The sequence below is a fragment of the Peptacetobacter sp. AB800 genome, from assembly GCF_047807365.1.
Taxonomy (GTDB): Bacteria; Bacillota; Clostridia; order Peptostreptococcales; family Peptostreptococcaceae; genus Peptacetobacter.
The window spans coordinates 36,297-60,631 of sequence record NZ_JBLOUI010000008.1; the positions used below are offsets into that span (position 1 = coordinate 36,297).

The 24,335-nt window shown below is 32.7% G+C and carries 22 protein-coding genes and 1 riboswitch; all 22 genes read right to left on the reverse strand.

From position 1 onward, the window contains the following. Nucleotides 1-13: 13 nt before the first annotated feature. Nucleotides 14-2,233, reverse strand: coding sequence for an ATP-dependent RecD-like DNA helicase (locus tag ACK2WN_RS04415; protein ID WP_300529246.1), 2,220 nt, complete (start codon nt 2,231-2,233; stop codon nt 14-16). Nucleotides 2,234-2,344: 111 nt separating this feature from the next. After that, nucleotides 2,345-2,716, reverse strand: coding sequence for a SprT-like domain-containing protein (locus tag ACK2WN_RS04420; RefSeq protein ID WP_329998810.1), 372 nt, complete (start codon nt 2,714-2,716; stop codon nt 2,345-2,347). 115 nt (nt 2,717-2,831) lie between these two features. Beyond that, nucleotides 2,832-4,025 carry a methionine adenosyltransferase gene (gene metK, locus ACK2WN_RS04425; RefSeq protein ID WP_329998812.1) on the reverse strand — a complete coding sequence of 398 codons (1,194 nt, stop codon included), beginning with the start codon at nt 4,023-4,025 and terminating at the stop codon, nt 2,832-2,834. A 200-nt stretch (nt 4,026-4,225) separates the two neighbouring features. Then, nucleotides 4,226-4,327: riboswitch (SAM riboswitch) on the reverse strand. 105 nt (nt 4,328-4,432) lie between these two features. Beyond that, the gene (gene fabZ, locus ACK2WN_RS04430) at nt 4,433-4,861 is read right to left on the reverse strand and encodes a 3-hydroxyacyl-ACP dehydratase FabZ (RefSeq protein WP_329998814.1); all 429 of its coding nucleotides are present in this window, start codon (nt 4,859-4,861) and stop codon (nt 4,433-4,435) included. Between the two features lie 81 nt (nt 4,862-4,942). Then, a complete protein-coding gene (locus ACK2WN_RS04435) occupies nt 4,943-5,986 on the reverse strand; it encodes a rod shape-determining protein (protein ID WP_300529254.1) in 1,044 nt (347 codons plus the stop codon). A gap of 150 nt (nt 5,987-6,136) precedes the next feature. Further along, nucleotides 6,137-7,387, reverse strand: a complete 1,251-nt coding sequence (gene murA / locus ACK2WN_RS04440; protein ID WP_270838424.1) for a UDP-N-acetylglucosamine 1-carboxyvinyltransferase — start codon at nt 7,385-7,387, stop codon at nt 6,137-6,139. A 379-nt stretch (nt 7,388-7,766) separates the two neighbouring features. Next, on the reverse strand, nt 7,767-8,543 hold the full coding sequence (locus tag ACK2WN_RS04445; RefSeq protein ID WP_416154939.1) for a rhodanese-like domain-containing protein: 777 nt from the start codon (nt 8,541-8,543) through the stop codon (nt 7,767-7,769). 226 nt (nt 8,544-8,769) lie between these two features. Beyond that, nucleotides 8,770-9,159, reverse strand: a complete 390-nt coding sequence (locus tag ACK2WN_RS04450) for a DUF956 family protein (protein ID WP_300529260.1) — start codon at nt 9,157-9,159, stop codon at nt 8,770-8,772. An 86-nt stretch (nt 9,160-9,245) separates the two neighbouring features. Then, nucleotides 9,246-10,163 carry a PTS system mannose/fructose/sorbose family transporter subunit IID gene (locus ACK2WN_RS04455; protein WP_329999893.1) on the reverse strand — a complete coding sequence of 306 codons (918 nt, stop codon included), beginning with the start codon at nt 10,161-10,163 and terminating at the stop codon, nt 9,246-9,248. 21 nt (nt 10,164-10,184) lie between these two features. After that, on the reverse strand, nt 10,185-11,000 hold the full coding sequence (locus ACK2WN_RS04460) for a PTS mannose/fructose/sorbose transporter subunit IIC (RefSeq protein WP_300529264.1): 816 nt from the start codon (nt 10,998-11,000) through the stop codon (nt 10,185-10,187). 21 nt (nt 11,001-11,021) lie between these two features. Next, nucleotides 11,022-12,005: a mannose/fructose/sorbose PTS transporter subunit IIA gene (locus tag ACK2WN_RS04465; protein WP_300529266.1), complete on the reverse strand. Its 984-nt coding sequence runs from the start codon at nt 12,003-12,005 to the stop codon at nt 11,022-11,024. A gap of 426 nt (nt 12,006-12,431) precedes the next feature. Then, a complete protein-coding gene (gene glmS / locus ACK2WN_RS04470) occupies nt 12,432-14,258 on the reverse strand; it encodes a glutamine--fructose-6-phosphate transaminase (isomerizing) (RefSeq protein WP_300529267.1) in 1,827 nt (608 codons plus the stop codon). 261 nt (nt 14,259-14,519) lie between these two features. Next, complete coding sequence (glmM, locus tag ACK2WN_RS04475; RefSeq protein ID WP_300529269.1) at nt 14,520-15,866, reverse strand: phosphoglucosamine mutase; 1,347 nt, start codon at nt 15,864-15,866, stop codon at nt 14,520-14,522. 373 nt (nt 15,867-16,239) lie between these two features. Then, on the reverse strand, nt 16,240-16,785 hold the full coding sequence (locus tag ACK2WN_RS04480) for a 2-oxoacid:acceptor oxidoreductase family protein (protein ID WP_300529271.1): 546 nt from the start codon (nt 16,783-16,785) through the stop codon (nt 16,240-16,242). Further along, nucleotides 16,786-17,544: a thiamine pyrophosphate-dependent enzyme gene (locus tag ACK2WN_RS04485; protein WP_300529273.1), complete on the reverse strand. Its 759-nt coding sequence runs from the start codon at nt 17,542-17,544 to the stop codon at nt 16,786-16,788. Next, a complete protein-coding gene (locus ACK2WN_RS04490) occupies nt 17,544-18,608 on the reverse strand; it encodes a 3-methyl-2-oxobutanoate dehydrogenase subunit VorB (RefSeq protein WP_300529275.1) in 1,065 nt (354 codons plus the stop codon). Before ACK2WN_RS04490 ends, ACK2WN_RS04485 begins: the two co-directional genes overlap by 1 nt. 33 nt (nt 18,609-18,641) lie before the next feature. Further along, the gene (locus ACK2WN_RS04495) at nt 18,642-18,857 is read right to left on the reverse strand and encodes a 4Fe-4S binding protein (protein ID WP_006438926.1); all 216 of its coding nucleotides are present in this window, start codon (nt 18,855-18,857) and stop codon (nt 18,642-18,644) included. A gap of 42 nt (nt 18,858-18,899) precedes the next feature. Then, nucleotides 18,900-19,580: an ATP-binding protein gene (locus ACK2WN_RS04500; protein ID WP_118549023.1), complete on the reverse strand. Its 681-nt coding sequence runs from the start codon at nt 19,578-19,580 to the stop codon at nt 18,900-18,902. Further along, nucleotides 19,570-20,649: a butyrate kinase gene (gene buk / locus ACK2WN_RS04505; RefSeq protein WP_006438924.1), complete on the reverse strand. Its 1,080-nt coding sequence runs from the start codon at nt 20,647-20,649 to the stop codon at nt 19,570-19,572. Before buk ends, ACK2WN_RS04500 begins: the two co-directional genes overlap by 11 nt. Nucleotides 20,650-20,783: 134 nt before the next feature. After that, complete coding sequence (gene ptb / locus ACK2WN_RS04510; protein WP_006438923.1) at nt 20,784-21,692, reverse strand: phosphate butyryltransferase; 909 nt, start codon at nt 21,690-21,692, stop codon at nt 20,784-20,786. Between the two features lie 527 nt (nt 21,693-22,219). Next, entirely contained in the window at nt 22,220-23,116 is an 897-nt protein-coding gene (locus ACK2WN_RS04515; protein WP_300529281.1) for a YbbR-like domain-containing protein, read from the reverse strand. Continuing rightward, nucleotides 23,113-23,952 carry a diadenylate cyclase CdaA gene (gene cdaA, locus ACK2WN_RS04520; protein ID WP_006438921.1) on the reverse strand — a complete coding sequence of 280 codons (840 nt, stop codon included), beginning with the start codon at nt 23,950-23,952 and terminating at the stop codon, nt 23,113-23,115. The genes ACK2WN_RS04515 and cdaA overlap by 4 nt, the downstream gene beginning before the upstream one ends. Nucleotides 23,953-24,335: the final 383 nt, after the last annotated feature.

A 24,335-nucleotide genomic window follows, 5' to 3' on the forward strand; every position in this document is an offset into this window, starting at 1 on the left:
ATAGATAATTCAACTATACTAACACTCCTTCTCTTTTTATCCGGTTAAGCTTGAAGGCTAGGTTTGAATATCTAGCGTTCACTCTATTGTTTTGAATCATCTGTTTTAAGTATCTAACATCTCCAACTAATACAACAAGCTTTTTAGCTCTTGTTATAGCTGTATAAAGTAGGTTTCTAGATAATAGCATAGGCGGTGCCCAAGCTATTGGTATTACTACCACTGGGAATTCACTACCCTGACTTTTGTGTATTGTAGTACAGAAACTGTGGTCGAGCTCGTCTAGTTCTTCAAAATTGTATTCAACTATTCTTGAACCTTCAAACATAACGTAGATAATTTTTTTGTTCTTGTCTATATAGTAAATATATCCAATATCTCCATTATATATACCCTCTCCGTTTTCTGTTTCGTCCTCATTTTTCCAACTTTTTGTATAGTTGTTTTTTATCTGCATTACCTTATCACCTATTCTAAATATCCTCTTGTTTAAAGTAACCTCGACCTTTCTTTCTGATGGCGGGTTTAGGTATCTCTGCAGAATTATGTTCATATTTGTAACCCCTATATCACCTTTTCTCATAGGGCTTAATATCTGTATATCTTCAAGTGGATCGACCTTATAGAATTTAGGAAGTCTTGTTTCTACAAGTCCTATAATAGTGCTCATTATCTCCTCATTTGTCGCTGCATTTAAGAAGAAAAAGTCCTTATTTTTTGCGTTTAGATATGGAGCTTCTCCGTTATTTATCTTATGTGCATTGACTATTATCATACTCTCCTGAGCTTGTCTAAATATCTCATCAAGTCTTACAACTTTGATAACTTGAGAATCTATTATATCTCTAAGAACATTTCCTGCGCCTACTGATGGAAGCTGGTCACTATCTCCTACTATTATAAATCTAGTCCCTGGTTTTATAGCATTTACAAGGCTAAACATTAGAAGTATATCTATCATAGATGCTTCGTCTACAATTATTACATCTGCTTTTATAGGCTCCTCTTCATTCTTAAAGAATACTAAATCGTCATCTGTAGAGTATCCCATTTCAAGAAGTCTGTGAATAGTCTTAGCTTCTTCATTAGATGTTTCACTCATCCTCTTGGCTGCACGTCCTGTTGGCGCTGCAAGTACTACCTCTTTCTTCTGGCGTCTAAATATCTTTATAATTGTATTGATTGTAGTTGTTTTCCCTGTACCTGGTCCACCTGTGATAACACTTACACCGCTCTGTAAAGCCTCTGTAACAGCTTCTCTCTGTCTATTAGCTAACTTTATACCTTCAGCCTTTTCTACAGCTTCTATTTCTGCATCTATATCTATTTTTTTATCCTTTTTAAAGTCAAAAGTTGCAAGCTCTATAAGCTTCTTGCACACACCATTTTCTGCTAGATAATAGTTCATTAGATATACAAGCAAATTATCTCCTATCTTATCTAGTTTAACTTTCTGAGCATATGCTAAATCTAATAGGCATTCAGTTATTTTTTCGACCTCTACACCGAGAAGCTTAACGGCTTCTCTTTCAACATCAATTTCTGGTAAAAATGTATGTCCCTCTCCAAGAGCTTTTTTTAAGACATAGATTATTCCCTGGCTAATTCTGTCTTTAGAATCTCTTTCTATACCTATCTTTTGAGCTAGGTTATCTGCTATTTTAAAGCCTATCCCCCTTATATCTTCTGCAAGTCTATACGGGTTTGATTTTATTAGTTTCATAGCTCTATTGTTGTATTTTTTATATATCTTTAAACATAGGTTTGGAGTTATTCCAAATGGAGCTAATTCAAGAATTATTTTTCTAAGTTCTCTATCTTCTTCATAGCTTTCTACAATCTGAGCAACTTTTTTCTTTCCTATTCCATCTATTTCCTGAAGTCTTTCTGGAGCATTTTGAATAACATCCAACGTATCTACGCCAAATCTATCAATTATTTTGTTTGCCATTTTTTCTCCTATACCCTTAATCATTCCAGATGCTAGGTATACCCTAATGCCCTCTATAGATGTCGGTGTAACAGGTACAAAATTGCTGACTTCAAACTGGTTTCCGTACACCTTGTGTCGTCCCCATTTACCTTCAACTTCAACTGTCTCGCCTACAGAAAGGGTTGGCATACATCCCACCACAGAAATTTCTCCATCTTCATTAGTAAGCTTTGCTATTGTATATCCATTATCTTCATTTTGAAAAACTATATCTGTTATTAATCCTTCTATTCTCTCCACTTTTTCACCTCCTATGTTATAAATCTATATTTTTGTTTTCTATTTATATTTTCACTGCATATAAGATTAATTATACTAATTGTAGGAGTTTTTTTCAAACATAAGTTCGTTTTAACACACTTTATCTCCATTTTTTCTCATTACAGCTTTTCCTGGAGCTCCTACTAATTCACATATATTTTTAAATCTTCTATCGTGTCCACAAGCTTCTTTGTGAATTTCATTAGCTGCATAATGTGCGTATTCATGCCTAATTATCCCTATTACAGTCTTTTCATCGTACTCTCCAGATACCGTCTTTGTTGAAAATTCAAAACAAACTGGTACTATTTTCTTGTCTTCTATCTTAAATTTATACATTCCAAGACTTCTTGTCATTCTCGGATTTATTTTTATTGGAAGTTCAGATCCCTTTTTACCAAGAATTCTATCCATCTTTTTCATTTCTTTTCTTATATCTTCTACTGTCCAAGATTTACCCATGACAACTCCCTCCTTTTATACATATCTATATTTATAATAATATATTTTTCTAAAAAAAATGCATACACTTATCAATCGAAAAAGTGTATGCATCTAAAATTCTAATTAATTTTTATTATTCACCTAGAGCTTCTTTTCTAAGTATTTCAGCTTTGTCAGTTCTTTCCCATGGAAGATCTATGTCAGTTCTACCAAAGTGTCCGTAAGCTGCACACTGTTTGTATATTGGTCTTAAAAGGTCTAAGTCTCTTATTATCGCACCTGGTCTTAAGTCGAAGTGTTTGTTTACTAGTTCAACTAGTTTTTCTTCAGAAACTTTTCCAGTTCCGAATGTATCAACGAATATAGATAGAGGTCTAGCAACACCTATAGCGTATGATAATTCTATTTCACATTTGTCTGCAAGTCCAGCTGCTACTATATTTTTAGCAACATATCTTGCTGCATAAGCTGCAGATCTGTCAACTTTTGTTGGGTCTTTACCAGAGAATGCTCCACCACCATGTCTAGAGTATCCACCGTAAGTATCTATTATTATTTTTCTTCCTGTAAGTCCTGTATCTCCCTGTGGTCCACCTACAACGAATCTTCCTGTTGGGTTTACATAGTATAATGTTTCTTCATCAAGAAGTTCTGCTGGTATAACAGCTTTTATAACGTGTTCTATTAAGTCTTTTCTTATCTGTTCAGTTGTTACATCTTCACTGTGCTGAGTAGATATTAATATTGTATGAACTCTTACTGGTTTATTGTCTTCGTATTCTACAGTTACCTGAGTTTTTCCGTCTGGTCTTAAGTATTCAAGAAGTCCAGATTTTCTAACTTCTGTTAATCTTCTAGATAATTTGTGAGCTAAAGATATTGGTAATGGCATAAGTTCTGGAGTTTCATTACAAGCAAATCCGAACATTATACCCTGGTCTCCTGCTCCTACTTTTTCTATTTCTTCTTCAGTTACTTCTCCTGATTTACTTTCTAATCCTTCGTCAACACCCATTGCTATATCGCCTGACTGTTCATCTATAGATGTTATAACTGCACAAGTGTCACAGTCAAATCCGAATTTAGCTCTTGTGTATCCTATTTCTTTTACTGTTTCTCTAACTAATTTTGGGATATCAACGTATGCTGATGTACTTATTTCCCCTGCTACTAATACTAATCCTGTTGTAACTGTTGTTTCACATGCAACTCTTGATTTTGGATCTGCTTCTAATAATGCGTCTAGTATTGAGTCTGATATCTGGTCACAGATTTTATCTGGATGTCCTTCAGTTACTGATTCTGATGTAAATAAATGTCTTGCCATTCTTTCTTTCCTCCCTTTTCCTTTAAATTACCTTTTTATATTACGTCGTCTTCCTATTATGGATTTCTCCAATTTTCTTTTTATTATTCTTTATGTTAGTTATTGTATTTATCTATTTGCGTTAATTTGCAAAGAATTTTTATAATAAAAAAACCTCTTCACTAAAAGAAGAGGTTAATTATGCATAACTAATTAACATAACCTCATCTTTCAGGATAAATCCTGTAGGAATTAGCACCTTTTCCCTTGTGGGTGGTTGCCGGGCTTCATCGGGCCTGTCCCTCAGCCTCTCTTGATAAGGTAATCAAGATTGTCTATTTTTTCAACGAATTTAATTTTATAATAGATTATATCTTTTGTCAATATAAAATTCAAACCAAAAGATAAATTATTATTTTTAGATAATTTTATTTTTCTGTAAGTGCAAACATTAATTCTCCCTTGCACACTAATTCACCGTCAACATAAGCTGTGGCATCTGCTTTTCCTATGTTTCTCTTTAAGGCCTTCATTTCTATTTCCATAGTTAATGTATCTCCTGGTCTTACTTCTCTTTTAAATCTTACTTTATCTATGCCAGCAAATACGCCTAGTTTCCCCTTGTTTTCTTCAAGAGACATCATAGCAACTGCACCTACCTGTGCCATAGCTTCTATTATTAAAACGCCTGGCATTAGAGGGTATTCTGGGAAATGCCCCTGGAAAAATGGTTCATTAGCAGTCACATTTTTTATACCTACTGCTCTTTTTCCCTCTTCAAGTTCAACTATTTTATCTACTAAAAGAAATGGATATCTATGTGGTATTATTTCCTTTATCTGATCAATATTTAACATATCTTTCTCCAAATTACTCTATTTTAAATTTGAGGAGTTTAGATACTAAACCCCTCAATCCTCTTTACAATTTGATATTTATTATTTTTCTTCTGCTGGCATTGATTTGAAAGATCCACCAGTTTTTAATACGTCTAATGAACTTAATGCTGCACCAGTACCTGTTGCAACACAAGATAATGGATTGTCAGCTATTTTAACTTTTATTCCAGTTCTCTGTTCTATTTTCTTGTCTAGTCCGTATAATAGTGATCCTCCACCAGTCATAACTATTCCTGATTCACTTATATCTGCAGCTAATTCAGGTGGTGTTTTTTCAAGTACAGAGTGAGTTGTAACAACTATCTGTTCTACACATTCATCTAAAGCTTCTAATGTTTCTGCTGAGCTTATTTCAACAGTACATGGAAGTCCTGTTATCTGGTTTCTTCCTGTTACTTTCATGAATTTTTCTTCTTCTCTCTTGAATGCACTACCTATTTCCATTTTAACTTTTTCAGCTGTTCTTTCACCTATTATAAGGTTGTGCTGTTTTTTCATGTATTTTGTTATTGCGTCGTCAAATTTATCTCCACCCATTTTTATAGAGTCGCTGACAACAGCTCCACCAAGAGATATTACTGCTATATCGACAGTACCACCACCGATATCTATTATCATGTTTCCACTTGGTTCACCTATTTCTATTCCTGCACCTATTGCAGCAGCTATAGGTTCTTCTATAACATAAACTTCTCTAGCTCCAGCCTGTTTTGTAGCATCTTCAACCGCTCTTTTTTCAACCTCTGTAACGCCAGTTGGTACACATACCATTATTCTAGGCATTACTATTTTACCGAAGCCTTTCTTTTCTACTATTTTTTCAACAAAATATTTTAACATTTTTTCTGTTGTATTGTAGTCAGATATAACACCATCTCTAAGAGGTCTTATAGCTGATATATTAGCAGGTGTTCTACCTATCATTCTTTTTGCTTCTTTACCAACCGCTAATATTTCATTTGTTTTATTATCTATTGCAACTACTGAAGGTTCTTCAAGTACTATTCCTTTTCCACTCACATATACTAAGACATTAGCTGTCCCTAAATCTATTCCTATATCAGCACCAGATACTTTTGCCATTTCAAAAACTCCTTTGTCATTTAAATATTTTTTGCTAAATAAATTTAGCTATATACTCAATTATATCATATTTTCAAATTATTATTATCTTGTAAATCTATTATTTTTCCGCATTATTAATAAACCTTAGGTATTTTCCAATTTTAAATATTATTCAACTATTTCTATGTTTCCACCTAAAGCTCTTATTTTTTTGTCTATATCCACATAACCTCTCTGTATATGGTATATTTCACCTATCTGTGTTTCACCTTCTGCTATAAGTCCACATAATATAAGTGCTGCACCAGCTCTTAAATCAGTTGCATTAACTTTAGCTCCGTATAATTTATCAACACCATTTACTATAGCGCTTCTTCCTTCTATTTTTATATCTGCTCCCATTCTGTTGAATTCAGCAACATGCATAAATCTATTTTCAAATACAGTTTCTATAACAACTGCTGTACCATTAGCTATTGTAAGCATTGCCATAAACTGTGCCTGCACATCTGTTGGGAATCCAGGATGTGGAAGTGTTTTTATATCTATTGGTTTTAATACTTCTGGTCCTATTACTCTAACCGCATTTTCCATTTCGATTATTTCACAACCAGTTTCTCTTAATTTTGCTATTATTGGTTTTAAGTGTTCCATAAGTACGTTTTCCACAGTTATATCACCTTTTGTCATAGCTGCTGCAACCATATATGTAGCTGCTTCTATTCTGTCAGGTATTACTGTATGTTCAGCACCTTTTAAAGATTCAACACCTTTTATTTTTATTGTATTTGTTCCTGCACCTTTAACATTTGCTCCCATTTCATTTAGGAAGTTAGCTAAGTCAACTATTTCTGGCTCTTCTGCTGCATTTTCTATTATAGTTGTTCCTTCTGCTAATGCTGCAGCCATCATTATGTTTTCTGTAGCCCCTACTGATGGGAAATCAAGGTATAATTTGTTCCCAGTTAGTTTTTCTGTTTTTGCTTCAACAAATCCATGATCTATTTCTACTTCTGCCCCTAATGATTTAAATCCTTTTAGATGTAGGTCTATAGGTCTTGTTCCTATAGCACATCCTCCTGGCATAGATATTTTTGTATGGTTAAATCTAGCAAGTAAAGGTCCCATCACTAAGAATGAAGCTCTCATTTTTCTAACTAGTTCGTATGGTGCTTCACAAGTAGTTATATTGCTTGCATCTACTGTTAAAGTAGTTCCTTCATATGTTACTTCAGCACCTAAATGTCTTAAAAGATCTGATATAACATGAACATCTCTAAGATTTGGTACTCCTTTTAAAACTGATTTCCCTTCTGCAAGTAATGTAGCTGCTATTATTGGTAATACAGCATTTTTTGCTCCGTCTATTTTAACTGTACCTCTTAAAGGTTCACTCTTTTTAACTATTATTTTTGGCATATTTTTTCTCCTCTAACTTTTATCTATATTTAATTTGGCTATCTCTCATATTTATATATTTATTCTATCGTCTAGTATTTTTATGTTTATATTCTATTTTAATACACTGTTTTTTAGTGTATTTATGTTTAATTTTTATTTTTATCGTATTCTTTATTATATAATAATTTTCTAAAAATTTCATTACTCTTGATGAGTTTGTAACCTTTTTTAATTAGTCGCAAAATTTGAATCATTTCATCATTTATCTACAATTCAACATTTTACGCCTTATCAATTATATCACTTTATGTAAACTTTATGAAGGGATTAACAAAAAAAAGACTGTATTTTTATAAATACAGTCTTTTCTAAAAAATAATCTATTATTCTATTTTAATTATTCACCTTTAACTAGGTTGTATTCGTACTGTTTAACACCGTCTGCATTGTAAACATCTGTAAATCCATTGTCTACTAAGAACTGTGCTAATTTTCCACTCTTGTTTCCTGAGTTGCAGTATACTATAACCTTTTTGTCTTTGTACTGTTCTAATTCACCTAATTTATCTTCAGCTTCATCAACGAATACGTTTATAGCACCATCGATATGTCCTTTAGCGAAATCTTTAGCATCTCTAGCGTCTATTACTACAGTGTTAGCAGTATCTTTCATTGCTTCTACTACTTCATCACCTTTCATAGTTTTAACTTCTGCTTTTTCTGCTTTAGGTTCTTCTTTACCCTGAACTAATTCATATTCATACTGTTTAACACCATCTGCATTAGAAACATCTGTAAATCCGTTGTCTACTAATAACTGTGCTAATTTTCCACTCTTGTTTCCTGAGTTGCAGTATACTATAACTTTTTTATCTTTATACTGTTCAAGATCACCAAGTTTAGATTCAGCTTCATCTACAAAAACATTTAATGCTCCTTTTATATGTCCAGCTTCGTATTCAGAAGCATCTCTAGCATCTATTACTACAGTGTTAGCATCTTTCATAGCTTCCACTACTTCGTCACCTTTTATAGTTTTAACTTCTGCTTTAGCCTGTTCCTGCTGAGTATCTTCTTTTGGAGCTTCTTCCTGTTTACTACATCCAACAGCACCTATAGATAATACTAATGCTGCACCTATTGCTAGAACTTTAAATTTTTTGTTTAATTTCATTTTGTGTCCCTACCTTCCATAGTTGATATGCGTTCTTGCTTTAATTATAACATATAAAAACATTTTTTTACGATTTTAATCTTTTTAATTTATAGTTAATAACTATAGTATAACCAAGTAATATAGTTTTGGTAAATATATAATTTATTCATTTATTCATAAGTTTTACTTATGAATATTTTTTGCATAAAAAAAAGTGTATTTTCATACACTCTAATTTATTTCTTTATTTTTCATTTTTATTTTTTATTCTAAATAATCTTTTCAACCCACGTCCTATTACCTGGAAGAAAGTCAAAGATTTTAATAATTTGTCTGATTCTATATATTTGTTTACAGCTCTTAAAGTAGCTTTGTTATCTCTTGTAGAAAAGCTATATGTTCCATTTTCTTTGGTAACTATTGCAAAACGAGATATCCATTTTCCACGAAAACTTACAGATCCAAGTACATGATCTACTTCTGTCCAAGGAATCTGAATGTAATCATTTACATTTTTTTCATTATAGAATTCAAACGCTTTATCACCAATCATTACATTTCCGTAGCTAGTTAAACCTAAAAATGATGTTGCAGGTACTGTATAGTCTACTTTTGTATTCATTGATTGTGCCATAAAACACCCTCCTAAAAATTATTATATTTAAAGAAAAAGCTCAGATAACTGAGCTTTTCCTTTGTAATATATTTGAAAATATTTAATTACATTATACCTAATAAGTGAGCACCTATACCAACTATGAATAATGCTATGATTATTACTATTGGAGATACATTTTTCTTTAATAACTTACAGCATAATAATGTTAATAATAAAGCTGCAAGTCCAGGTATTAACTGATCTAAGTTAGCCTGTAATGTAGTTGTTTTAACTACATCTAGAGCATTTCCACCTAATGAGTTATACATTGTAAGTGCCTGTTTTATACCTTCTGCTCCAGCTGGTAAGCTAGCCCAATCTATGTAAGCACCTTCAGGCTGTGTAACCTTAGAAACTATTGGAGTAAATGATATACTTACCCAACGCTGAACTAGAGAACCTATTATGAACATACCAAGTATTGAAGCTCCCTGAGTTACTTTTCCTAATAATCCACCAGATAAATCCTGTGCTATTGAGTTACCAACTTTGTATCCGAATTCCTGAGTGTACCATAAGAAAGCAACACGGATTATGTTCCATGCTAAGAAGAATATTAGTGGACCAACTATATTTCCACTTAATGCTAAAGATGCACCTAATGCACCAAGTATTGGTCTTAGAGTGAACCAGAATACTGGGTCACCAACCCCTGCTAGAGGTCCCATCATACCAACTTTAACACCCTGTATTGCCTGGTCGTTAACTTCAGCACCATTAGCTCTTTCTTCTTCAAGTGCTAATGTAACCCCTATAACTGGAGCTGATACATAAGGATGTGTATTATAGAATTCCATGTGTCTTTTTAAAGCAGCAACCTGGTCTTCTTTATTTGTATATAATTTTTTGATAGCTGGTATCATTGAATAACACCATCCACCATTCTGCATACGTTCATAGTTCCAAGAACCCTGAAGGAACTGATGACGCCAAGCAACAGACATACGGTCTTTTTTAGTTAATGTTTTTCTTTCTGCCATTTTTCTTTTCCTCCTTCAAGATTAATATTCATTTAATATATCGCCAAGTGGATCTCCAGAACCACCATTTCCATTACCACCGTTTCCAGCACTTTCTTTTAGTCCTAAGTATAATAGAGCTAAAGATATACCTATTGTACCTAATGCTATAAGTGTTAACTTGTCTATAGCAGCTAAAACGAATCCTAGAGCGAAGAATGGCCATGTTTCTTTTGTTGACATCATGTTTATAACCATCGCATACCCAACAGCGGCAACCATTCCACCACCGATTGACATACCATCAGCTAACCATGCTGGCATTGCATTTAATGCACTTGTTACAACTGATGCTGGTACGAAACATAAAGCTGCAGCTGGTATAGCTATTCTTACACCCTGAAGTAATATAGCTATTATATGCCACATTTCCATTTTTCTCATGTTTGCTTCTTCAGCAGCAGCATCCATGAAGTGAACTATTGGTATAGATAATGTACGAACTATCATAGTTAAGAATAAACCTGCTACTGATAGTGGTATAGCAACTGCTATAGAAGTAGATATTGCAGTCTGAACATTAGTAGTTCCACCATTTAATCCTAATACCATTATTATTGCAGAAGCAACTGATGCTAAAGCAGCATCTGGTGCAACTGCAGCACCAACGTTTGCCCATCCAAGAGCTATCATCTGTAATGAACCACCAAGGATTACACCCTCAGTTAAATGTCCACTTACTAATCCTATTAATGTACATGCCACTAGAGGCTGATGGAACTGGAATTCATCTAGAACCCCTTCCATACCTGCTAGCAAGGCAACAACAATTATTAAAAGTACTGTTATCATTGACATAACTTTATATCCTCCTCGCCTTTATGCTTTTGCTAATTCAGCTTTTGCTTTTTTAAGAAGATCATCGATATTTTCTGCTGATTCACTTGGAACCTTACGAACATCAAATTTTATTCCCATATCTTTTAATTCTTCTATTGTTTCTATATCTTTTGCGTCCATTGCTATTGCTTTATTTGCAACAACTTTACCTACAGAGTGAGCCATAGAACCTAAGTTTAGTTCTTTAATTTCAACTCCACCTTTTATTGCTCTTAAAGCATCCTGTGGTGTTTCGAATAATAACATTGCTTCAGTATTTCCAAAACGAGTATCTTTCTGAACTTTTATCATTTTGTCTATTGGAACAACGTTTGCTCTAACCCCAGGAGGAGCCGCCTGTTCTATCATTTTTTTACGTAAATCATCGTGAGCAACAGAGTCTGAAACTACGATTATACGATTTGGTTTTGTTGTTTTTGTCCAAGTTGTAGCAACCTGTCCATGTAATAAACGTGTATCTATACGAGCTAACACGTATTTTATTTTTCCGTCACCTATTACTGTTCCTTCTGGTATTGCACCACCAGCAGTTGCCTGAACTGGAGCAGCTTCTTCTTTTTTAGGTTCTAAAGATTCAGGACAAACTTTTATTCCTTCTCTTCCAGCACCTACTATATAAGCTGCTATTTCGTGAGCAGTTTCCATAGATAGACGTGCACCGTATGCTTCTACAAGCATTGGTAAGTTAAGACCAGTAACTATAGCCCATTTTTCGTGTCCTTCAACAAGTCCTGTAGCCTGATTGAATGGTGTACCACTCCATAAGTCTACTAAGAATAAAACTTCTTCAGGATTTTCGAATGTAGCAATAGCTTCTTCCATCTTAGCTTTTAAATCGTTTGGGCCTTCGCTTGGCTGTAATGTAACAGCTTTAACATCCTGCTGTTCACCAAATATCATTGATACTGACTGTAGTATCCCATTAGCGAAGTCACCATGACTAGCAAGAACAATTCCTACCATATCTCTTTTCCTCCATCCATTAATTTTTATATTCTCGAGTTTATGAATAGAGAAGGCAAATTATCGTCATAAAATTGCATTTTAAACCAACCTCTTAAAGTTAAAAATATCACAATTAAATTAATATAATAGCTCTATACCATTGGGTATCAGTCTTTTGCTTTCCCTTTTCCCAAAACTCATTAAATACATTATCCATTATATAGAACATTAAAATTTTTTTCAACAATTATTTGACAATATGAATTTCTTATGAAAATAGGATAACCTTTGTCTACTTTATTTGTTAATAAAAAAAAGCTATGCTGATTTTTTATTAACAAAATTTGCATAGCTTTACTTTATATTTTTATTTATTACTTTTCTTGCTAAAATATTTTTTCAATTTCTTTATAAAACTAAATTATAATAGTTTTTTTCTATACATTATTCAACTGTAACAGATTTAGCAAGATTTCTTGGTTTATCTACATCAAGACCTTTCATTGTTGATACATAATAAGCTAGTAGCTGCATTGGGACAACTGCAACTATAGGCACTAACATATCATCACAGTTTGGTATGTATATTACTTCATCAGAAACTTTTTCAACGCTAGTATTGTGTTCTTGAGCTATTGATGCAACAAATGCACCTCTTGCTTTTACTTCCCGCATATTTGAAACCATTTTTTCGAATAAGTTTTCCTGTGTTGCTACAGATATTACCGGAGTTCCTTCTTCTATAAGAGCTATTGTTCCGTGTTTTAATTCTCCTGCAGCAAATGCTTCTGAGTGTATGTATGAAACCTCTTTTAATTTTAAAGAGCCTTCCATAGCTAATGAGTAGTCTACTCCTCTTCCAAGGAAGAATACATGCTCTTTAGAAACTATTTTTTCAGCAGTTTCTTTTATTTTATCTTGGTTATCTAATACTTTCTGAATTTTTTCTGGAAGTTCTTTCATTTTTTCTATAGTTGATAAATATTCTTCTCTATTTATTGTTCCTTTTTCAAGGGCAAAGTTTAGAGCTATCATATATAGAGAAGTTATCTGAGTAGTGTATGCTTTTGTTGAAGCAACTGCTATTTCAGGTCCAGCCCAAGTATAGAATACTTCATCTGCTTCTCTTGATATTGATGAACCTACAACATTTGTTATCGCAAGTATTTTAGCACCTTTAGCTTTTGAATCTCTTAAAACTGCTAGTGTATCAGCTGTTTCTCCAGACTGACTTACAAGTATTACTAAAGAATGTTCGTCTACAAAGTTATCACTGTATCTGAATTCTGATGCTATATCTGTTATTACTGGAACTTTTAGGTATTTTTCTAAAGCATTTTTTCCAAGTAATCCAGCGTGGTATGCTGTACCACAAGCAACTATATATATTCTATTTATATTATCTAAATCTTCTTTTGTTAAATGGATTCCATCTAATACTATGTTTCCATTTTCGTCTATTCTTCTTTCAAGTGTATTTTTAACACCTTCTGGCTGTTCATTTATTTCTTTAAGCATGAAACAGTCGTATCCACCTTTTGAAGCTGCCTCTATATCCCATTTTACATCGTATATTTCTTTTTCAACAGGATTTCTATCAGCATCGTATATTTTTAATTCATCGCCTTTTATGTGAACAACTTCGCCATTTTCAAGGAAGTATACTTTTCTAGTGTATTTTAAAAGTGCTGGTATATCTGAAGCTATGAAGTTTTCTCCTTCTCCAACACCTGCTACAAGAGGACTGTCTTTTCTAACAGCTACTAATTCATCTTCGTTATCTTTGCATATAACACCTAGTGCATAAGCTCCTCTTAATCTAGCTACTGTTTTGTAAACAGCATCAAGAAGATTTCCTTCGTAGTATTTATCTACTAAGTGAGCTATTACTTCTGTATCAGTTTCTGATCTGAATTCTACTCCATCTTCTTTTAATTCTTCCTTTAATTCCATGTAGTTTTCTATTATACCATTGTGGACAACTGCTATTGTTTTGTCCATATTGAAATGAGGATGAGAGTTTACATCTGATGGTTCACCATGAGTAGCCCATCTTGTATGTCCTATACCTAAATTCCCTTTCATTTCATTTTTTTCAATGTCTTCTGCAAGTACAGCAAGTCTACCTTTGAATTTTCTGATTTCTAATTCACCATCATTGCATACAGCAATACCTGCTGAATCATAACCTCTGTACTCTAACTTTGATAGTCCATCAACTATCACCTCTGATGCATTTTTTGGTCCTAAGTACCCAACTATTCCACACATAATTCTGTGCCTCCTAAAAATTATTTATAATATATATTTTTAGAAGTAGTGATAAAAAAATTATTTACTCAAATTTCCCTTTGTCCAAAGAATCACTTCTAAGTTTTGAAGAAATTTTACGATGGTAAATACACCGCAGAGCACCCGCCGAATATTCGATTAACTCTGACCTCGTCAACTTGAAAATTAATTTATTTTACAAGTTCTGGCGCTAAAAACAGAAACGGAAACAAAAGCGTTCCCGTCTCCGTAATTTTACAACTAAGCAAGTCTTTCTTTTATAAGTTCTGCAAGATTAGTTGCTAATTCCTTTATCTGTTCTACTTCTTTACCCTCTAACATAACTCTCACAAGAGGTTCTGTTCCTGATGGTCTTATAAGAACTCTTCCTTCTCCATCAAGAAGTTTTTCTATTCTTTCTATTTCAGCTTTAACCTCTGGGAATTCCATGTATCTATTTTTATTTTCATTTTTAACCTTTGCGTTTATAAGTACCTGAGGATACTGTTCCATAACAGATGCTAATTCAGAAAGAGTTTTTCCTTCTTCAGCTATTATTCCTGATAATACTAGTGAACTTAATGTTCCATCTCCAGTTGTATTATTGTCTAGGAATATTAAATGTCCTGACTGTTCTCCACCAAGAACATATCCTTCTTTTAGCATTTCTTCCATTACGTATCTATCCCCTACTTTTGTTATAGCAAGGTCTATATCATTTTCTTTTGCTGCTATTTTTAGACCTATATTAGTCATTACAGTAACAACAAGAGTATTTTTAGCTAGTTTACCTTTTTTCTTTAAGTTTATAGCGCTTAGTATCATTATTCTATCGCCATCAACTATATTACCTTTTTCATCTACAGCTATTAATCTATCAGCATCTCCATCGTATGCAAGTCCGTAGTCTGCTCCTTCTTCAACCACAACTTTCTGTAAATTTTCTGGATGAGTTGATCCACATTTATCGTTTATATTTGTTCCATCTGGATCCGCAGCTATAGCTATTACTTCAGCCCCTAGTCTTCTATATGCTTCTGGAGCTACTTTTGAAGCTGCACCATTTGCACAATCTAGAACTATTTTTTTACCAGTTAAGTCAACTCCAGCAGATTCTATTAAGAAATCTACATATTCATTCTGAGCTTCATGTCTATGTATTCTTCTTCCAACTTCTGTTCCTATTGGATTTGAATCAACAGCGTCTATATCATCTATATATTTTTCTATTTCAAGTTCTATATTGTCATCTAGTTTGAATCCATCTTTATTGAAGAATTTTATTCCATTAAATTCTACTGGATTGTGTGAAGCAGATATTACAACACCACAGTCTGCGTTGTATTTTCTTGTTAGATATGCAACTGCAGGTGTAGGTATTACACCAACTGTTATAACATCACAGCCAACTGACATAAGTCCTGATATTAAAGCTGCTTCTAACATATCTCCAGATATTCTAGTATCTTTACCTACTACAACTTTTACTCTGTGGTCTCCTTTTGCAAGGACATAACCGCCTGCTCTACCTAGTTTGTATGCAAGGTTACAGTCAAGCTCTGTATTTGCTACTCCTCTTACTCCATCAGTTCCAAAATATTTTCTCATACTCTTCTCCCTTTCCCGGTATAAATTAAATCCTCTTTGTTTTATAACATTCTCATTTTTTCATCATTTGCTAATTAATCTTTTTTACTATTTTTGTATTTATTTTTCTTTTTTTAAATTCTCTTAAAAATTAATTAAATACTTTATATTTTTCATTATAGTTTTATTATTCTTCTTTTATTTATAAACGTTATCTTTTTACATAAGACTATTTTATTACTTATCAATAAAAAACTCAATAGAAATATTTTTATTATTAATATAAATAGATATTTAAGAAGATATTTGTGAGTATTTTTTATAAAAAAAGAAAGTCACCGAATAATCGATGACTTCCCAATATATGATAATTTAGTTTTTCCTAAACAAAAATCTATTTCTGTGTAGCTTCTATACCTTTTTCTAATGCTGATCTGTTTAATGGTATGAATTTAGCTTTTCTTTCCCCGAAAACTTTTTTGAAAGCTTCAAGAACAGAATCAACTGAAACAGTTCCAGATACACCTAAGTAAGCACCTAACATTATCATGTTAGCAACTTTAGGGTTACCTAATTCAGCTGCTAAGTCGTTTGCTGGTATATAATAAACATCTACATCATCTCTAGAAACTTTTTCGTGTATTAGAGAAGAGTTTACTAATATTTTTCCTCCAGGTACAACATCTTTCTGGAATTTGTGGAATGCTGGTAAGTTCATTAATATAGCTGCTGTAGCATCATCAGTTATTAATGGAGAACCTACTTCATGATCAGATACTGTTACTGCACAGTTAGCAGTACCTCCACGCATTTCTGGTCCATAAGATGGTAACCAAGAAACTTCTTTCTTTTCTAGCATTCCTGCATAAGTTAGTAACTGTCCCATAGACATAACACCCTGGCCTCCGAAGCCTGCACATATTACTCTAGCTGTAGACATTTACTTCACCTCCTGTTCGTCAAGATCTACGTCTTTAAAGTTTCCTAAAGGATAGTATGGTATCATGTTATCTCTTAACCACTGTAATGCATCTGGTGCAGTTTTACCCCAGTTTGTTGGGCAAGTAGATAATACTTCAACTATAGAGAATCCTTTTCCAGCTAACTGAACCTGGAAAGCTTTCTTTATAGCTTTTTTAGCTGCTCTTACGTGTGCCGGAGTATCAACAGTTACTCTTTCTACGAATACAGCACCTTTTATAGTAGCTAACATTTCAGCTATTCTTAAAGAGAATCCGTTTACTTCTGGATCTCTACCATCCTGGCAAGTTGTAGCTTTCTGACCAACTAATGTTGTAGGAGCCATCTGTCCACCAGTCATACCATATATAGCATTATTTACGAATATAGTAGTTATTTTTTCTCCTCTGTTTGCAGCATGTACTATTTCTGCAGCACCTATAGATGCTAAGTCACCATCTCCCTGATAAGTGAATACTACTTTGTCAGGCTGGCATCTTTTTATTCCTGTTGCACAAGCTGGAGCTCTACCGTGAGCAGCTTCCTGTGTATCACAGTTGAAGTAGTTATATGCTAAAACTGAACATCCAACTGGAACAACGCCTATAGCGTCGCCTAAAACACCTAATTCTTCTAAAACTTCAGCTACTAATCTGTGGATTATACCATGAGTACATCCTGGACAGTAGTGAGTCTGGACTTCCTGAAGTCCTTTAGTTCTTTCAAATACAACAGCCATTATTTAGCACCTCCTGAAAGTATTTCTTTTGCAAGTCTTGTTAAATCTTTTGGTAGTGGAACCATACCACCTGGTCTACCATGGAAGTGAACCGGTAATTTACATTCACATGCAAGTTTAACGTCTTCTATCATCTGTCCCATAGACATTTCTACAACGAATAAATCTTTAGCATTTGGTATTTTTGTAAATGCTTCATTTGGGAATGGCCATAAAACTTTAGGTCTTATTAAACCAACTTTTAATCCTTCTGCTCTTAAATCATCAACAGCGTTTTTAACAACTCTTGAAGTAGTTCCGTAAGCAACGAATACTAATTCAGCGTCATCTGTATTGTACATTTCATACTGAACTTCATTAGCTTCCATAGCTTTGAATTTTTCATTTAAGTGCCAGCAGTGTTCTTCTAGAACTTCTGGTGATAAGTATAAAGAGTTTATAACATTTGGTTTTCTCTGTCCTTTAGTACCAGTTGTAGCCCAGTCTTTTGGAGGTAATTCTCTTTTTCTTTCTGGAGCTTTAAATTCTACTGGTTCCATCATCTGTCCTATCATACCATCAGCCATAACCATTACTGGTGTTCTGTAGTAATCTGCAACATCAAATGCTTCCTGTATCATATCAACTGCTTCCTGAACTGTAGCTGGAGCGAATACTGGAGTTCTGTAGTCTCCGTTTCCTCCTCCTCTAGTTGACATATAGTAGTCTGCCTGAGATGGCTGTATACTTCCTAGTCCTGGGCCACCTCTCATTACGTTTAGTATAACGCATGGTACTTCAGCACCAACTGCATATGTTATACCTTCCTGTTTAAGTGCAACACCTGGTGAAGATGAAGAAGTCATAACTCTAACTCCTGATCCTCCTGCACCGTAAACCATATTTATAGCAGCAACTTCAGATTCAGACTGAACGAATGCTCCACCTACTTTTGGTAATTCTCTTGATAAATATTCTGGTAATTCACTCTGTGGAGTTATTGGGTAACCGAAGAAATATTTACATCCAGCTTCTATAGCTGCTTTACCAAACGCTTCGTTACCTTTCATAAGTATCTTAGCCATTAAAATTCCCCCCTATGATTATTTATTAAATAATTAGTCTCTTTCTACAGTTATAACTACGTCTGGGCACATCATTGCACAGCTAGCACAACCTATACATTTTTCCATTTCTACTACTCTAGCAGGGTTATATCCCTTTTCATTTGTTGTTTCAGTGTCTAGTGATATTATTTTCATTGGACATACTTCTACACACAATCCACAACCTTTACAGTACTTTTGATCAAAAGATACTCTTCCTTTAGCCATTTGCTTAAGCCTCCTTAAACTATCATTTTATTTGAAACCAAACTACATCATCCAGTCGTCTCTCATATATAGATCTATTGGAAGTATTTCTCCCTCCAATCCGTCTGGAAGCTGATTTGCAACCTCTCTTAAACAAGCTACATATTTTATAGGTATGTTTCTTGCTTTAGAAACTTCTCTTGAAACTTCCTGTCCTTTTAATACATCTTCTACTGTTGTAGCTTTCAGCATATGAGTATTGTTTATAAGTCCAGTTACTTTCAACTGAGATGCTGCTTCAATTTCATCTATATATTCCATAACTTCTTCAGCAGTCTGAGTTCTTTCTCTGTTAGCGTTGACAACGAAGAATAAATCATATTCGTCGTCAGGTATTGAGCCACGGAATCTTGCTATTACCCTAGCTCCTACTTTATCTCCACCTAAATCTATAACATACTGGTAAGATTTATCATTCATTGGAGTTGTAACTTCAGCAGATACAGCTGGTAAGTCTAAGCTTGGTGCATCTACTGAACTATCTATAGGGTGTATACCCATAGCTTTCATTTCTTCTTTTCTTTCTCTTGATCTGAAGTAAACATTTACTACGTCAAGATCTGCAAGTGCTACTTTATCTTCTGTTTCTTTTCTTAGCTGTACGACATAGTTAACGGCAACTTCACTTTTACCACTACCATAGTGGCCAGTTATTATTCTTATTCTTTTATCTTTATTTACCATATACTAAAGCCTCTTCTTCTCCATTAAGAACTCTTAGTCCACCCTGAGCTAGAGCTATCATTTCGTCTTCTCCTGGATAAACTTTAACTTCTGCTATGAAGCCAACTCTTTCTGATATTTCTTTAGTGAATGATTTTGAATAAGCTATACCACCTGTTAGTAATACAGCATCTACGTTACCTTTTAATACAGCTGCACATGCACCTATTTCTTTAGCTACCTGATATGCCATTGCGTCATATACAAGTTTAGCTTTTTCATTTCCTGCTTCTATCATTTCTTCAACTTCTCTTGCATCATTAGTGTTTAGATAAGAAACAAGTCCTGCACTACCTTTTATTTTTTTCTTCATATCGTCTAATGTATATTCTCCACTGAAGCACATTTTTATTAGGCTTCCTACTGGTAGTCCACCAGATCTTTCTGGAGAGAATGGTCCTTCACCATCTAATGCATTAGCAACATCTATAACTCTTCCTTTTTCGTGAGCTCCTACAGATATTCCTCCACCCATATGAGCTACTATTAGGTTAACGTCTTCGTATGATTTTCCAACTTCTTTAGCATATCTTCTTGCTATTGCTTTCTGATTTAAAGCGTGGAATATACTTGTTCTTTCTATATCAGCCATTCCTGATATTCTAGCTACATCCTGTAATTCATCAACAACAACAGGGTCTACTATGAAAGAAGGTACTCCTACTTCATCACCTATCTGTTTAGCTATTATTCCACCAAGGTTAGAAGCGTGTTCTCCTGAAACACCAACTCTTAAGTCTTCTACCATGTCAGCATTAACTGCATAAGTTCCACCTTTTATAGGTTTTAAAAGACCACCTCTACCTACAACAGCGTCTAATTCAGATGTTTTCACTCCACCTTCAGCTAAAGCGTCTTCTATAACACCTTTACGGAATTCGAACTGATCTGCTATTTTGTCGTATTTTCCGATTTCTTCTGAAGAGTGTCTAAGTGTTTTTTCAAATACTAGTGATTCATCATCGAAAACAGCTATTTTTGTAGATGTTGAACCTGGGTTAATAGTTAATATTCTATTTACTTTACTCATGTAGTTTTTACCTCCTGTAAAATTTAAAAACCTATTGTCTAATAAATTAATTAAAAAATATAAATTTTAAGCTATTTTGTAGCTTTTTATATAATCTAAAATAGTTTTATATTTTAGAGTTAATCAAAGTTAAATTATTTTGCAGTTTTAGCTGCCATAAGAACTCCAAGTGCTATAGAGTTTAATTTAGTTTCTTCTGTATCTGCTCTTGAAGTAAGTATTACTGGTGCTTTTGCTCCAACTATTACACCTGCATTTTTAGCCTGTGCAAAGAATACCATTGATTTGTAAAGAACGTTACCAGCTTCTATATCTGGGACTAATAGTATATCAGCTTTTCCAGCACCTGGATGGTTAACACCTTTATGAGCTGCTGCTTCTTCTGAAACTGCGTTATCTAGTGCAAATGGTCCACCTACTACACAACCAGTTATTTCACCTTTTTCACACATTTCCTGAAGTTCTGCTGCTTCAACTGTATCTTTCATTTTTGGATTTACTTTTTCTTTTGCACATAAGCATGCAACATTTGGCACTTCTATATCTAATGCGTGTGCAACATCAACTGCATTTTCTATTATCTGTTTTTTAGCTGCAACATCTGGAGCTAAGTTCATAGCTGCATCAGTTATGAAGAATAGTCTGTCAAATCCATTAACATCGAATACTGCAACATGGCTTAATACTTTACCAGTTCTTAGACCTATTTCTTTGTCTAATACTGCTTTAAGAACTATTGATGTATCAACTATTCCTTTCATTACCATATCAGCTTTTCCTGATGAAACAAGTTCAACAGCTTTTCTTGAAGCTTCTACTAAATCTTCTATATTTATTAATTCATAGTTAGCTAAATCTATTCCTAATTCTTTTGCTATAGGTTCTGTTTTAGCTATATCCCCAACTAATATAGCGTTTGCTATGCCTTCTTTTCTTGCCATTTCAACTGCAAGTAAAACTTCTTTATCCTGGCAGCAAGCAACTGATATTGTTTTAGGTCCTCTTTCTTTTGCAAATTTTATAACTTCTTCAAAGTTTCTCATAAACTCCACCTCGTAGTAGTATTTTTTATTTGTATATCATAATTATATTATACTCTATTATTAAAACAAAATAAATCGTTTTCCAGATATGTATCATTTTATTTTTTCACAGAATATGTCATTCAAAATACATTATATATTTATAATATCTCTAAAATAAATAAGTTGCAATAAAAATATAAATTTAACAAAAATAAATTTATATTTCATTGCAACTTGATTTTTTTAGAATTCTACTTTTATATTTTCTATGTGCTATTCTTTACTTTATTAAACGATATTCAATTTTATCGTTTTTATTTTCAGAATATTTATATTTACATTTATATTATTAAATTTAATTTTACTATATTTATACATATTTACATTTTTTCTATAAAATAGTAACCTTAATTTTTTATACTCATTATTTGTTATGTAAATATCAATTCTGTCTTTTGTCACACAATTCAATATATTTGCATCTTTTTTATTTAATTGTATGTCACTTTTAACATAAATATTTTTATAGATTCAATGAAAACGTTTTATCTATCTAAACTTACTCTAACTTTGTTTTCACTACATTTTATATTATTAGGTATAACTAAAGTCACTTCTATACTTTTTTTATTTTTTAATTCCTCAGTATCTACAGATTCAGTTTCTATGTATTGTATATTTTTTAGCACTTCCTCTTTACCAGTTATTAAAACTTTTTCTTCATTTAATTTGTATGTTGGCAAATCGTCACCATTAAGTGATACTTTTATAGGTACTGATTTAGAATCTAGCATCTTTATATTTAAATATACATATGGATTTTCTATATCTAATCCTTTTACTTCTTTTCCATTTTCATCTACTGCAATTAATCTAACTTTTTTAGTTATATTCTTTTTATCAACATCTTTTAATGAATCTACCTTTCCTATAACACCTTTTACCTTAGCCATCTGTGTTCTAGGACCAGAAACAGTTACATACTCTTCATCTAATTTTATAGAATCTATATTCTCTTTATTTTCATCACTCATATTTATTTCTATTTTTAGATTTTTACTTATTTTTTTCTCTAGATTGACAATTATTGTACTTTGAGTAAATTCATGACTTACCCTTTCTGACATATTTGCCCTCAAGTATACTTCATTTTTTCCCTCTATAGGATTATCAATTTCTCCATATACCTTTATATCATCTTTATCTATGTTTTTTACATTTGATAGTTTTCCACTTATATTCATACTTGATAATAGAGATTCATCTGGATAAATCACAAGATCTTTCTCCTCTAATTCGTCTAGATTACTAACTGTTACTGGTATATCTTCTATTAATTTTGTATCCTCTGGATCCACTATTGCAATTACATACATCCATAGCGCTATTGCACTGAAGAGTGCAATTAACTTTACTTTTGTATTATTTTTTAGTCTCATCATTTAAATAATCCTCCTATAAAAGAGCTCTTTTCTTCTTTTTTAGCCTGAAGATTATGAGATAATATACTCTTCATTCTTTCTTTTGTAATATCTCTATATAATTTACCTGATTTTGCTATTGAAACTCCTCCTGTTTCTTCTGAAACTATTAAAGTTAAACAGTCAGACACTTCACTAACACCTACACCTGCTCTATGTCTAGTTCCTAAATCTTTACTTAGATCTTTACTCTGTGTTAATGGCAAGAAACAAGCCGCTGCCTTTATTTTTGACTCTCTAACAACAACAGCACCATCATGTAATGGTGTATTAGGTATAAATATATTTACTAATAACTGTCGTGATATTTCAGAGTCTAATATTGTACCTGTATTTATTATATCATTTAACTTAGTTTCTCTTTCCATAACAATTAAAGCTCCTATCTTTTGTCTTGCTAATGAATATAGGGCCTCAACTATTTCATCTATTACATGATTAAATTTTTCTTCAGACACCCCTGATTGTTTCTGGAATATTTTTAATTTTGTTCTTCCTATATGTTCTAATCCCGCTCTTAACTCTGGCTGGAATATTATGAAAGGAAGAATAAAACCAACTTCTAAAGATTTTACTAATAGCCAATAAATTGTGTGTAATTTGAATATTTTACTAGCTCCAGTTGCAACAAGTAATATTAAAAGACCTTTTAAAACCTGTTCTGCTCTTGTATCTTTTATAAACATAAATATCTTATAAAATAAATATGTCACTATTGCTATATCAAGTATATCGTTAATACCCATTTGGTATATCATATCTAAAAATTCTCCAACAAAAGAACCAAAATCTAACACTTTTTTTCCTCCTTATATTTTTATTTATATTAAAAATATTATTATTAATTCATCTCATCTTAATATTAATCTCTCACATTAAATATTATACTATATATAAGAATTAAAATACACAAATTATTTATATCATAAATAACTTATTAATTTCTTTATTAATGTTAAATTCATTTTTAATTTATTTTTATATTTTCTTAATTTTTTTATTATATAATTATAGATTTATTTTTTTAGATTTTATTTACTTTTGATATAATAATTTTTAATACAATAAATTATAAAAAAATACTGCCATAGAACACCTTTAAAAGGTGTTCTTATGACAGTACCTTTAACTGACACCTAACGGTTGTCAGTTTTTTTGTATTCAAATTTAGCTCCACAAT